This window comes from Corallococcus sp. M7 (assembly GCF_054512695.1).
Map to the genome: position 1 here is coordinate 5,664,848 of NZ_CM137252.1, position 12,271 is coordinate 5,677,118.

Genomic DNA, 12,271 nt, shown 5'->3' on the forward strand with positions numbered 1-12,271 from the left:
AAACACTCATGGCCAAGGTCCTGGTCATCGATGACGAGACGAACCTGCGCAAGGTGCTGGCCGCCCTGCTGCGCCGCGACGGGTTCGACGTCACCGTGGCGGAGAACGGCGAGCAGGGCCTGGCCGAGTTCCACAAGAACGGCGCGGACATCGTCGTCACCGACCTGGTGATGCCCAAGCTGGGCGGCATGGAAGTCCTCGCCGCCGTGCGCGCCGCCAACCCGGACGTGCCGGTGATCATCATCACCGCGCACGGCACCGTGGACTCCGCGGTGGAGGCCATCAAGGCGGGCGCGTTCGACTACATCACCAAGCCCTTTGATCAGGCGGAGCTGTCCTCCGTCGTGGCCAAGGCCGCCAAGACGAACGAGAGCGCCAAGCGCTCCGTGCGCGCGGACCACAAGGCCCGGTCCGCCATCATCGGCGAGTCGCCGCAGATCCAAGACGTCTACAAGATCATCGACAAGGTCGCGGACACGCCCTCCACGGTGCTGATCACCGGCGAGAGCGGCACGGGCAAGGAGCTCATCGCCACCGCGCTGCACGGCGCGTCCAGCCGCCGCGACAAGCCGTTCATCAAGATCAACTGCGCCGCCATCCCCGCCACGCTGCTGGAGAGCGAGCTGTTCGGCTACGAGAAGGGCGCCTTCACCGGCGCCGTCACGTCCAAGCCCGGCCGCTTCGAGCTGGCCGACGAGGGCACCCTCTTCCTGGACGAGATTGGCGAGATCCCCGTCGAGATGCAGGTGAAGCTCCTGCGCGCGCTCCAGGAGGGCGAGTTCGAGCGCGTGGGCGGCATCAAGACGACGCGCGTGAACGTGCGCCTGGTGGCCGCCACCAACCGCGACCTCCAGGCGGAGATCGAAGCGGGCCGCTTCCGCAAGGACCTGTACTACCGGCTGGCGGTGGTGCCCATCGTGCTGCCCGCGCTGCGCGAGCGCCGGGGCGACATCCCGATGCTCGCCTCGCACTTCGTGGACAAGTACAACCGGCGGCTGAACAAGAAGATCGAAGGCATCGCCGACGACGCGCTCGCGCTGCTCCAGGCGTATGCGTGGCCGGGCAACATCCGCGAGCTGGAGAACCTCATCGAGCGCGTGCTGCTCTTCGCGGACGGTCCCCTCATCACCGCGAAGGATCTGCCGGAGCCGGTGCGCGGAGGAGCGGGCGTGCAGGCGGGGGCACAGGTCGCCGCCTCGCTGGGCACGCTGGACGTCCCCGTGGGCGAAGTGGGCCTCAAGGACATCGTGCGCATGAAGGCCGCGGAGCTGGAGCGGGACCTCATCGTCAAGAAGCTGGAGGAGACGGGCGGCAACGTCACGCGCGCCGCGCGCCTCCTGCAGATCAGCCGCAAGTCACTCCAGACGAAGATGAAGGAGTTTGGCCTGCGCGACACCACCCCGGACGGTCAGGAAGACGGCCCGGACGAGTAGCCTGGGGCGCCGAAATATCGCCTTTTCGCCGGCGGTTTCGGCCCCCGCGTACCTTCTTACCCTCAGGGAGCCTGAATGCGGCCGAATCTTCCCACCCTCGGTGGACCACCGAAGCGCAATCCCTTCGGACCGGTGGTTGCCGTCTCCGTCATCCTCGGCGCGGCCGCGGGTGGCGTGTGGTGGTGGAAACAGCGCATGGCGGATGTCCCCATGGACGTCGCCTCGCAGACCGCGTCCGCGCTGGACGCCGGCACCGTGGCCCAGGCCCCCGTGGCCCCGCCCGCGCCCACCGACCCCGTGAAGGCCGCGGGCCTGGAGCGCGTGTCCATCCGCATCGAGGGCCCGCTGGAGACGGCGCTCGTCCAGGCCTCCGACGCCACCGTGGGCCCGGCCCTGGCGCAGGTGGTGACGCGCACGCTGGTGTGGTGGGTGCGCGTACCCGGCGAAATCCTCCGGGGGGACACGCTGGACGTGCTCTTCCAGCGCCGCCCCAACGAGGAGCCGCTGGTGTACGCGGTGCGCTTCGTGAGCGGCAAGACGGGCCAGACGCACCGCGCCTACCGCTTCACGCCCGCGGGTGAGGCGAACGCCCACTACTACCTGCCCAACGGCGACGAGCTGGAGCTGCGGCTGGAGAAGTCGCCCATCGACAGCTACGAGCAGATCACCTCGCTCCTGCGCGACGGCCGTGGCCACAAGGGCGTGGACTTCCGCGCGCCGGTGGGCACGACGGTCCGGGCGCCCTTCGCGGGCGTCATCAAGCGCAAGAACTGGAACTTCGGCAGCAACGGCAACTGCATCGAGCTGGTGGAGTCCGGGGGCAAGGGCCGCCGCGCCCTCTTCCTGCACCTGGCGGAGCTGCCCAAGTCCATCCAGCCCGGGATGCGAGTGTCCACGGGCCAGGTGCTGGCCCAGAGCGGCAACACGGGCCACTCCTTCGCCCCCCACCTGCACTACCAGCTCATGCTGGGCGAAAACCGGGTCCTGGACCCCTTCGACCAGCACAAGACCTTCCGGGCGTCCCTGGTGGCCACCCAGAAGGGCGCCTTCGATACGGAGGTCCAGCGGCTGGACGGACTGCTCGGAACGTCCGTCGCGGGGAAGTAAAGCCCCACCCATTTCTTGACACTCCTCCGACGGCACGGCTAGCTGGCAGGCCTGGGCCGTGGTCGTCGGAGGTAGTGGATGCACAGGTTTCGCGCCGTCATCGCCGCGCTGACGCTGGGCGTGCCTTTCGCCGCCAGCGCGGCGGAGATCACCCGGATTGCTTCCTCGTTCGAGGACGATGATCCGTTCGACCTCTTCCTCGATGTTGGCTTCGAGCGCACGCAGACGCGCGCGAAGATCGTCCGCGAGCAGCTTCGCGGCGGTGACGCCACCAACGTCTCGGAGGTCAACGAGCTCTGGTACAAGGGCACGGATGCGCGGCTGAATCTCGCCGTGGCCTTCGGCCTCTGGAAGGACCTGGAGTTCAGCTTCAAGCTGCCCATCGTCTTCCAGCAGAACGAGTCCTGGAACTTCGTGTCCGGCACGGGCCAGGGCAACTCCACCGTCACGAACAGCTGCTTCAACGCGGACGGCTCGCCCTACTCCGCCGAGGGCTGCGTGGGCCGGCTGTTCCAGGTGCCCCAGGAGAGCTACCGGGGCGACCTGGGCAACGTGCACTTCGGGCTGGCGTACGCCTTCTTCAACCAGGAGAAGGACAACACCAAGCCCACGTGGATCGTCGGCATCGACTACGAGGCGCCCACCGCCAAGCAGCGCGACCCGAGCCTGGACAACACCGACCCGGACGGCGACCGCGGCAACGTGGGCGACCGCGTCCACAAGTACCAGCTCTACACGACCTTCTCGCGGAAGATGGGCGTGGCGGAGCCGTACTTCAAAGCGTCCCACACCATCCCGGTGCGCGGTCCTGGCGCGTACTCCAACTGCGACCAGTCCGGCGCCACCCCGCCCAACCTGGGCGCTCCGTACAACTGCTACAAGGAGCCGTGGACCCGCAAGGAGACGGGCATCCAGGCCCCCTCGCAGACGGCGCTCACCTTCGGCATGGAGCTGGTGCCGTTCGAGAACGCGGCCAAGTCCCAGAAGTTCACCCTGGACCTGCGGCTGCTGGGCAACTACGTGGGCCGCGGCCGGTACTACAACGAGATGAGCTCCGCGCTGCGCAAGCTGCTCACCTCCGACGACTACCTCCAGGTGGGTGGCCAGCTGGGCGTCACCGCCCGCGCCGCGCAGGCATTCACCATCCGCGCCTCCGGCAACTTCCTCTACAACACGGACCACCTGCTCACGACCGAGGCCATTGGCCAGGACCTGAACGGCGACGGCACCGTGGACACCGCCGTGGGCTCGCCGGAGCTCAACCCCACGTTCGACTGGCGCTACGACCTGGTGTCCCGCCGCTTCCGGGCCATCCAGAGCACCACGTTCCGCTTCGACCTGGGCGCGACCTTCAGCTTCTGAAGGCCCCCACCTGACGAAGCAGCGGTGAGTGTCCCCTACCGCTGCTTCAGGCCCAGGCCCAGCCGGTACACCTCCTGGCCGGGCCACCCCGCGCGGCGGGCCAGCTCCGTGCTCAGCGGCTTGAGCTTCTCGCCGCGAGCCAGGCCCGACTCCAGCGCCCGGCGCAGCTCGTCCTCGCTCCAGCGCTGCTCGCCGGTGCGGCCCTCCACCAGCACCACCACCTCGCCCCGGGTCTCCTCGCCCGCGTAGCGCGCCACGAGCGCGGACAGCGGGCCCCGGACGAACTCCTCGTGCAGCTTGGTCAGCTCGCGCGCCACGCACGCACGTCGGTCGCCCCAGGCCTCCTGCAGGTCCACCAGCGTCTCCGCCAGGCGGCGCGGGGACTCGTAGAGGACGCAGGTGGCGGACAGGGGCGCCACCTCGTCCAGCATGGCCCGGCGCTCCGGCCCCTTGCGCGGCAGGAAGCCCAGGAAGTGGAAGCGCCCGGTGGGCAGCCCTGACGCGCTCAGGGCGGCCACCAGCGCCGTGGGCCCGGGCACCGGCTCCACCTTCAGGCCGCGCTCCAGCGCCTCCGCCACCAGCTTCTCCCCCGGGTCGCTGATGCCGGGGCTGCCCGCGTCGGTGACGAGCGCGCAGTCCTCCCCCGCTTCGAGGCGGTCCAGGATGCGTCCGGCGCGCTGCCCCTCCGCGAAGGCGGGCAGGCTCACCAGGTCCTTCCCGGTGATGCCGAAGTGGTCCAACAGGATGCGCGAGTGCCGGGTGTCCTCGCACGCGAGGAAGCCCACGGTGCGCAGCGTCTCCAGGGCCCGGGCGGTGACGTCCCCCAGGTTCCCGATGGGCGTGGCCACGAGGTAGAGCGTTCCAGCCAAGGGACGGATTCCTTTACATGCCAGCGTCGAAGGCGGCGGGCAGGTGCTCCACCCGGGCGTGCTCGCCCTGGCCCACGACGGAGATGACGTCGAAGCGCACCATGCGCCCGTCGATGCCATTCTGGAAGAGATAGTGCAGCGCCGCCTTCACCACCCGGCGCTGCTTGGCGAAGGACACGGTGTGCGACGGGTCTCCCCACGCGGCCGTGGAGCGCATGCGCACCTCCACGAAGCACATGAGCTCCCCCTGCTCCGCCACGATGTCCAGCTCGCCGTAGCGGCACGTCCAGTTGCGCGCCACCACCCGGAAGCCCTGCGACTCCAGCAGGCGCACGCCCTCCGCCTCCGCCACGTCCCCCACGTCCCGCCGCGTCCCCATTCCGCCCCCGCCGCCCCTCGCACTTCTTCGCGGCGGCTAGACGTTAACGGTGCCGTCCGACATCTGGCCGAAGCCGGGGTGGGCGGTGACGTGCAGCACCTGCGTGAGCGTGCCCAGGTGCTTGAGCATGCGGGCGACGAGGGGCAGCTTCGCCTCGTCCACGCCCGTCAGCACGTCGTCCAGGAGGAAGGGGCGCTTCACCCGGGCGCACGTCTTCTCCACCACCGTCATGCGCAGCGCCAGGTAGTAGAGGTCGATGTCCTTCGGGGACAGCTCGCCCACCGGGATGCGGTTGTTCTGCGCGAGCAGGAAGGCGTTGCCCTCGCGGTCCCACTCCACGCCCTGGTAGCGCCGGTCCGTGAGCGCGGTGAGGTACTGCACGCAGCGGTCCTTCAGCAGCGCCTGCACCGACAGGATGTCGGTCGTGAGCACGTCCGCGGCCTGCGACAGCACCAGAGGGGACGGGTCCTCCAGCGGATCCACCGGCGCCGGCGTCTGGCCCGGGGCCGCGGCCACCGGCACCGGGGGCGCCTTCGCCAGCGCGATGGACTCCTTCAGCCGGGACAGCTCCCGCTCCACCTCGCGCAGGTCGCGCACGTAGGTGCCCTTGGCGGACAGCTCCGCGTTGAGCGTCTCCTGCTGTGCGCGCAGCTCCTGTCCGTCGCGCAGGGCGGCCTGGTACTCGGGAGAGGACTCGTACTCCTCCAGCTGCGTCTGCAGCTCTCCCAGCCGGATGCCGAGCAGATCCTTCTGCTCCAGCGCGGCGGGGATCTCCGTGTGGGACTCCAGGTTCAGGGCCTTGATGGCCATGCGCACCGGCGCCTCCTCGAGCTCGAACTCGTCGAGGATCTTCTTCTGCCGCGCGTCCTTGCGGTTGTCCTTGGAGCCCTTGCGCGTGGCGTGCTGCAGGTCGTCCACGTAGCGCAGCGCCATCCACGCGGCCGTGCCGAAGGCGGGGATGTTGATCAACGCCAGGTAGCGCCACATGGGCTGCGCCGCGACGATGCCCAGGCCCACGCTCAGGCCCATGAAGAGCACGCCCGCGCCCAGGCCGCCCCAGAAGAAGCGGTTCTCGGTGAGCGGCGGAACCCTCAGCGACGCGTCGTCCTGCTCCGGCTCGCGGTCCGTCTCCAGCCGCGCCAGCGCCTCGTCCCGCCGCGCCACCGCCTTCGGGTAGCGCTTCACGCGCGTGAGGATGTCCAGCGGCAGGCCCAGCGACTCCGGCGAGGGCGCCGCGCGCCAGGCGGCCTCCGCGTTCGCGATGGCCTCCTTGAGCCCCTCGCCGCCCTTGAGCTTCGAGTCCGCCTCGAAGATGAGCGACGCCAGCTCGTCCACCTTGAACTGGAGCTGATCCACCTCCTTCGCGGTGACGAGCTCCTTCTGCAGCACCTTCACCTTCGCCTCGGCGGCCGGGATGTCCTCCGCCGGCGTCACCTGGGAAGCGGCCGCCAGTGAGGGCGTGGCCCCGGAGGCCTTCGCGCCCGCCGCCGCGGCGGCCTTGGCCACGCTCTTGCGGGGCCGGCGCGACGGCAGCATCACCAACTGGAGGCAGTACACCTGCTCGAAGGTGGTGCGCGGAGGCAGACCCGCCTGGCCGCGCAGGTACTGGTTGATCTCCGAGACGTCCGTGGACACGAGCTCCGGCTGGCTGGTGGCGGGATTGAGCCGGTGCAGCGATCCGGAACCGCCCAGCTCGCGCAAGATCCGGTACGTCATCCCGTCCTGTCCCACGAACGTCAGCGCGGCCTTGCCGGAGCGCCCCGCCGAGCCCACGAGGCTCGCGTCTCCACCCCGGCCATCCGCGAACAGCAGCGACAGCGCCACGTTCCCCAGCGGCAGCACGTCCGCCGTGGGCGGCTTGAGGATGAGGTACCCGGTCTTCAGCGGGAAGCGTCCGGTGGGAGAGAACCCACGGACGTTCTGGATGGCGACCTCGACGAAGTGCATGGCGCGCGCAGTCTAGCCCGAACGAAAAAAGGAGCGTCCAGTGAAGGACGCTCCTTCTCGCACGCGGCCGCGAAGGCCGCGAGAGGGTTTCTGCGGACCTACTAGCCCTGGGCGGCGGCGGCCTTGGCGGCGGCCTTCTCAGGATCCACCTGCACGTCCACGCGCGAGGCCTTGCCCTTCAGCTCGCGGAGGTAGAACAGGCGCTTGCGGTTCACGTCGCCGCGGGTGAGGACCTCGATCTTCTCGTAGCGCGGGCTGTGGATGGGGAAGATGCGCTCCACGCCGACGCCGAAGGACATCTTGCGCACCGTGAAGGTCGCGCGGTTCGTGCCCTTGGTCTTGCGGATGACCACGCCCTCGAAGGCCTGCACGCGCTCCTTCTCGCCTTCCTTGACCTTCCAGTGGACGCGAACGGAATCACCCGTGCGGAACGCGGTGATGTCCTTGCGCAGGAACTTGTTTTCGACGTGCTCGATGAGGCTGCGGCGCATGACGGACTCCAGAAAGCGGAACTTGACGCGTAGGACGCGTGGAAAAGAGCGGGCCGTCCTAGCAGAGACCGCCGGGACGAACAAGCCTGCAACAAAAGGTTCCGCGAGAACACGCAGGGTTACAACGCTTCTTCTTCCCTGGCGAGCAGTTTCTGATCCGCCTTGCTGAACTCCAGCCGCGCGAACAGGTCCGGCCGCCGCTCCTGCGTCAGCTTGATGGCCTTCCACCGGCGCCACCGGGCGATGCGGGCGTGATCGCCGGACTGGAGGACGGCCGGCACCTCGGCCCCCCGGAAGACGGGCGGCCGGGTGTAGTGCGGGTGCTCCAGGAGATTGTCCTCGAAGCTCTCCGCCACGGAGGACGCCTCGTTGCCCAGGACGCCGGGCACCAGCCGCGCCACCGCGTCCACCACCGCCATGGCGGCCACCTCTCCGCCCGTGAGCACGAAGTCGCCCAGGGACAGTTCGCCGTCCAGAAAGGGCATCACCCGCTCGTCCACGCCTTCGTACCGGCCGCAGACGAGGATCAGCCCGGCCTCGTGCCGCGCCAGTTCCTTCGCGGTGGCCTGCGTGAACGTGGGGCCCCGGGGGCTCATCAGGAGCACCTTCGCGCCGGGCTGACGGGCCCGAGCGGCCTCGATGGCGGCCACCAGCGGCTCGGGCTTCATCACCATGCCGGCGCCGCCGCCGTAGGGCGCGTCGTCGGTGACGCGGTGCTTGCCCTCGGCGTAGTCGCGCACGTCGGTGAGCGTGACGGAGAGCAGCCCCTTCTCCTGGGTCTTCCCGAGGATGCTCGCGCCCAGGTAGCCGGACACCATCCCGGGGAACAGCGTGAGCAGCTCCACGCGGTAGCTCACCCGCCGTCTCCCGACTCCTCCGGCCCGTCCGCCTCCAGGTACTCCGGAGGCCGGATCACGATGCGCCCCGCGGGCACGTCCACCGTCGGCACGAACTCATCCGCGAAGGGCACCACCAGCTCCGGCCGGCCCTTCGCGCGGATCACCAGGTTGGGCACTTCACCGGTGGCCCAGACCTCTTCCACCGTGCCCAGGGAGGCGCCCTGCTCGTCCACGGCGGCAAGCCCCACGAGGTCGCCCTGGAAGAACTCGCCCTCCTCGGGCGGCTCCAGGTCCTCGCGGTAGACGAACACCTTCGCGCCCACCAGCGCTTCGGCGGCCGTGCGGGACTCCACGCCCTCGAAGCCCACCAGGTCCTCCTTGTTGGCCGGACGGAAGGTCTCCAGGGCGTACTCGCGCTCCTCACCGGAGCGCAGGCGCAGACGGACGCGCTCGACGGTGCCGAGCGTCTCCGAGGCGGGGTCGAAGCTCTTGACCGCCACCTCGCCGCGCAGCCCGTGCGCACGGGCCACGTAGCCCAGCTCCAGACAGGCCTGCGCGCTCACCGCGCGGCGTCCGGAGCGGGCGGCGCCGGGGGCGAACCCGGAGCGCGGCGATCGTCGAGAATCTCCAGGCGGACCTTCTGGCCCTGCTTCTGGGCGGCGGCGTTGATCAGCGTCCGGAGGGCGTTCACAGTGCGCCCATCACGTCCAATGACCTTGCCGACGTCCTCGGGGGCGACCTTCAGCTCATAGAGCCGGCCGCCATCCGCCTCGGAGATGCGCAAGGTGACCTGGTCGGGTTGATCAACCAGGGCCTTCGCCAGATACGTGAGCAGCGGCTCCACGTCTTGTCCAGACGGGGGCGTGCTCAGGCGGTGGTCGCCGGGGTCCTGCTTCTTCGCCGTCTTGATCAGGTCCGCGACCGTCTCGGAGGGCAGCGCGCCGCTCTTCAGCCAGTAGTTCAGCCGCTCCTCGTTGAACTGCACCTTCGCGGGGCTGTGGTTGGGGTCGTAGGAACCGACCTGCTCCAGGAACTTGCCGTCGCGCGGGCTGCGCGAGTCGGTGGCAACCACGTGGTAGTACGGCATCTTCTTGGCGCCCGCGCGGGCAAGACGGAGGACAACGGCCATGGAACGCTCCAGCGAAATCGTGTGACTTCTACGGTAACAGGCGGAGGGGGGCGCTCTTAGCGCCCTGCCGACTGGATTGTCAAGGAAGCTCGGGTGCTTATGTCATGCCGGGGCTTCAGCAGCCGTCTCGTCGCGATTGGCGAGCTGACCACAGGCCCCGGCGATGTCCCGGCCCCGGTTCTTCCGGATGTATGCCGCGACGTGGGCCTCGGCAAGGATGGCCCGGAACTCCTCGGCCCGCTGCTCGCCGGTCGTCTGGAACCCCAGGCCGGGGTTTTCGTTGTACGGGATCAGGTTCACCTTCGCGGGAATGTCGCGCAACAGCTCCTTCAGCCGGTGCGCGTCCTCGTCGGTGTCGTTGAACCCTTTGAGCAGCACGTACTCGAAGGTGATGCGGCGGCCCTGGCGCAGAGGGAACTTGCGGCAGGCATCCAGCAGGGCCTGGATGTTCCACTTGCGGTTCACCGGCATCGTCTTGCTGCGCTGCTCGTCCGTGCTGGCGTTGAGCGAGATGGCCAGCTTGACGTCCGTCTCCTGGCCGAAGCGCTCGATCATGGGCACCAGGCCCACGGTGGAGACGGTGATGTGCCGGTGGCTGAAGTTGGGCCCCTCCTCCGACTGGAGGATGGAGAGCGCCGTCTTGAGGTTCTCGAAGTTGTGGAGCGGCTCGCCCATGCCCATGAACACCAGGTTCGTGAGCGGACGCAGCGTCTCCAGGCCCTCGTTGGCGCGCACCTCGCGGTTCACCGCGTGCACCTGGGCGACGATCTCCCCGGGCGTGAGGTTGCGCTTCAACCCCAGCGTGCCCGTCATGCAGAACGAGCAGGCCATGGCGCAGCCCACCTGCGTGGACACGCACAGCGTCTTGCGGTCCTCCGCCGGCATGTAGACGGACTCGATGAAGCGCCCGTCGCGCGTCTTGAAGCGGTACTTGATGGTGCCGTCGACGCTGCGCTGCTCCAGGTCCTTCACCAGCGGGACGATCTCCGCCTTGGCCTTGAGCTTCTCGCGCAAGGCCTTGGACAGGTCCGTCATCTCGTCGAACGTCGTGGCGCCGCGCTGGTGCAGCCAGCGGTAGAGCTGCGCCGCGCGGAACGGGCGCTCGCCCAGCTGCTCGCTCAGGAACAGCGCGAGCTTCTCGCGCGACAGGCTGGCCACGTCGACCAGCTTCGCGGGGGCCGGCACCGGCAGGGGCTCGGTGACTGGGAGGGCTGTGGCGGTAGGCTCGGACATCATTCAGTCGGGGCTAACGGAGGGCAGTGGGGCGTGCTTCCCACAAGAAGGCACGGCAAGTCAAAGGAGTGCCCGCCCCCTTCCCTGCCTACCCCTTGGAATCGTGGTGCTCGGCGACGCCGCGCTTCCAGTAGCCCGTCACCCGCATCCAGCTCTTGTTCAGACCGCGCTCGTTCACCAGGTGTTCCCGGATGGGCTTGAGCGAGTTGGCTTCTCCGGCCACGAACACGAACCCCTCCCCCGCGGGCTGTGTCCAGGCGCGCAGTGCGTCCTCCAGGTGCTTCGTGGTGCCGGCCTCGGCGCTGCCCCGGTGCAGCCAGGTGAGCTTCACGTCCGCCTTGCTGACGATGGCCTGCTCCTCCGCCGCGTCCGCGACCTCGATGAAGGCGAACGCGCGCCTGCCCGCCGGCAGCTCCTCCAGGCGCCGGGCAATCGCCGGCAGCGCGCTCTGGTCCCCCGCGAGCAGGTACCAGTCGAAGTCGTCCGCCACGTCGTGCGTGCTGCGCGGACCGCCAATGCCCATGAAGTCGCCCGGCTTCGCCTGCTGCGCCCACAGCGACGCGGGGCCTTCCCCGTGCAGCACGAAGTCGATGTCCAGCTCGTTCGCCTTCGGGTCGAAGCGGCGCGGCGTGTAGTCGCGCGACGCGGGCTTCTCCAGCCCCTCCGGCATGGACAGGCCATGGGGCCCCACCACCGGCATGTCCGGCCTCTTCACGCCGGGCTTGGCGAAGAAGCACTTCACGTGGTCATCCGCGCCGGGGGACGAGAAGCCCTCCAGCTCCGGGCCGCCCAGCGTCACGCGCACCATGTGCGGCGACAGCCGCGTCACGCGCAGGACCTCCAGCAACCGCAACTTCACCGGGAACGGCCCACGACGGGCCACGCGCTCCGAATCGCCGCTCATGCGTGCTTCCTTGCCGATTGTGATTTTCATTATCGGTAGCAAGGACTGTCCAGCAGGGCAACCGGATACGGAGCGCTGGAAAAAGACGACGGCCCGGGTCCGCGCCGCGTGGGGCGTGGACACCGGGCCGCTGTCACCAGGCTGGAAACTGCTCAGCCGTGGATTTCGGTCTCGCGGAAGAAGTAGGCGACCTCGTTCTTCGCGTTCTCCAGGCTGTCCGAGCCGTGGACCGTGTTCGCGTCGATGCTCTGGGCGAAGTCCGCGCGGATGGTGCCCTTGTCGGCCTTCTTCGGGTCCGTGGCGCCCATCAGGTCGCGGTTCTTCTGGACGGCGTTCTCACCCTCCAGGGCCATCAGGACCACCGGGCCGGAGATCATGAAGGACACCAGGTCCTTGAAAAACGGCCGGGCCTTGTGGACGGCGTAGAAGCCCTCGGCCTCCGCCTGGGACAGCTGCTGCCGGCGGATGGCGACGGGCTTCAGGCCCGCCTTCTCGAACCGGGCGATGATCTCGCCGACGTGGTTGTTCTTCACTCCGTCGGGCTTGATGATGGACAGCGTGCGCTCGATGGCCATGGT

The 12,271-nt window shown here is 69.2% G+C and carries 13 protein-coding genes and 1 pseudogene; 3 read left to right on the forward strand and 11 right to left on the reverse strand.

Going from position 1 to position 12,271, the window contains the following annotated elements:
* Window positions 1-8: 8 nt before the first annotated feature.
* From ACX114_RS22485 to ACX114_RS22495, 3 genes are all read left to right on the forward strand, one after another.
* Window positions 9-1,433 (forward strand): sigma-54-dependent transcriptional regulator, encoded by a 1,425-nt coding sequence (locus ACX114_RS22485; RefSeq protein ID WP_459287649.1) that lies wholly within the window; start codon window positions 9-11, stop codon window positions 1,431-1,433.
* A gap of 75 nt (window positions 1,434-1,508) precedes the next feature.
* Window positions 1,509-2,540: a M23 family metallopeptidase gene (locus tag ACX114_RS22490; protein WP_459287651.1), complete on the forward strand. Its 1,032-nt coding sequence runs from the start codon at window positions 1,509-1,511 to the stop codon at window positions 2,538-2,540.
* Between the two features lie 78 nt (window positions 2,541-2,618).
* Window positions 2,619-3,902, forward strand: coding sequence for a hypothetical protein (locus ACX114_RS22495; protein WP_459287653.1), 1,284 nt, complete (start codon window positions 2,619-2,621; stop codon window positions 3,900-3,902).
* 35 nt (window positions 3,903-3,937) lie between these two features.
* Here the strand turns inward: ACX114_RS22495 and rsmI are convergent, their stop codons facing one another.
* The 11 genes and pseudogenes from rsmI to ndk all read right to left on the reverse strand — a co-directional run bounded on the left by rsmI (window position 3,938) and on the right by ndk (window position 12,268).
* Window positions 3,938-4,771, reverse strand: coding sequence for a 16S rRNA (cytidine(1402)-2'-O)-methyltransferase (gene rsmI, locus ACX114_RS22500; RefSeq protein WP_459287655.1), 834 nt, complete (start codon window positions 4,769-4,771; stop codon window positions 3,938-3,940).
* A 13-nt stretch (window positions 4,772-4,784) separates the two neighbouring features.
* The gene (locus ACX114_RS22505) at window positions 4,785-5,150 is read right to left on the reverse strand and encodes a YraN family protein (RefSeq protein WP_014397293.1); all 366 of its coding nucleotides are present in this window, start codon (window positions 5,148-5,150) and stop codon (window positions 4,785-4,787) included.
* Window positions 5,151-5,186: 36 nt separating this feature from the next.
* Window positions 5,187-7,097, reverse strand: coding sequence for an ATP-binding protein (locus tag ACX114_RS22510; RefSeq protein WP_459287658.1), 1,911 nt, complete (start codon window positions 7,095-7,097; stop codon window positions 5,187-5,189).
* A gap of 101 nt (window positions 7,098-7,198) precedes the next feature.
* The gene (gene rplS, locus ACX114_RS22515) at window positions 7,199-7,588 is read right to left on the reverse strand and encodes a 50S ribosomal protein L19 (protein WP_459287660.1); all 390 of its coding nucleotides are present in this window, start codon (window positions 7,586-7,588) and stop codon (window positions 7,199-7,201) included.
* A 119-nt stretch (window positions 7,589-7,707) separates the two neighbouring features.
* Window positions 7,708-8,445: a tRNA (guanosine(37)-N1)-methyltransferase TrmD gene (gene trmD, locus ACX114_RS22520; RefSeq protein ID WP_459287662.1), complete on the reverse strand. Its 738-nt coding sequence runs from the start codon at window positions 8,443-8,445 to the stop codon at window positions 7,708-7,710.
* Window positions 8,442-8,990 (reverse strand): ribosome maturation factor RimM, encoded by a 549-nt coding sequence (gene rimM / locus ACX114_RS22525; protein ID WP_459287664.1) that lies wholly within the window; start codon window positions 8,988-8,990, stop codon window positions 8,442-8,444. The genes trmD and rimM overlap by 4 nt, the downstream gene beginning before the upstream one ends.
* Window positions 8,987-9,271 (reverse strand): KH domain-containing protein, encoded by a 285-nt coding sequence (locus ACX114_RS22530; protein WP_014397298.1) that lies wholly within the window; start codon window positions 9,269-9,271, stop codon window positions 8,987-8,989. The genes rimM and ACX114_RS22530 overlap by 4 nt, the downstream gene beginning before the upstream one ends.
* A 48-nt stretch (window positions 9,272-9,319) precedes the next feature.
* A pseudogene (rpsP, locus tag ACX114_RS22535) lies at window positions 9,320-9,556 on the reverse strand (30S ribosomal protein S16); the annotation flags it as partial.
* Between the two features lie 102 nt (window positions 9,557-9,658).
* Window positions 9,659-10,789, reverse strand: coding sequence for a 23S rRNA (adenine(2503)-C(2))-methyltransferase RlmN (gene rlmN, locus ACX114_RS22540; RefSeq protein WP_459300244.1), 1,131 nt, complete (start codon window positions 10,787-10,789; stop codon window positions 9,659-9,661).
* Window positions 10,790-10,877: 88 nt separating this feature from the next.
* Window positions 10,878-11,693: a siderophore-interacting protein gene (locus tag ACX114_RS22545; protein ID WP_459287666.1), complete on the reverse strand. Its 816-nt coding sequence runs from the start codon at window positions 11,691-11,693 to the stop codon at window positions 10,878-10,880.
* 152 nt (window positions 11,694-11,845) lie between these two features.
* On the reverse strand, window positions 11,846-12,268 hold the full coding sequence (ndk, locus tag ACX114_RS22550) for a nucleoside-diphosphate kinase (RefSeq protein ID WP_120546387.1): 423 nt from the start codon (window positions 12,266-12,268) through the stop codon (window positions 11,846-11,848).
* Window positions 12,269-12,271 lie beyond the last annotated feature (3 nt).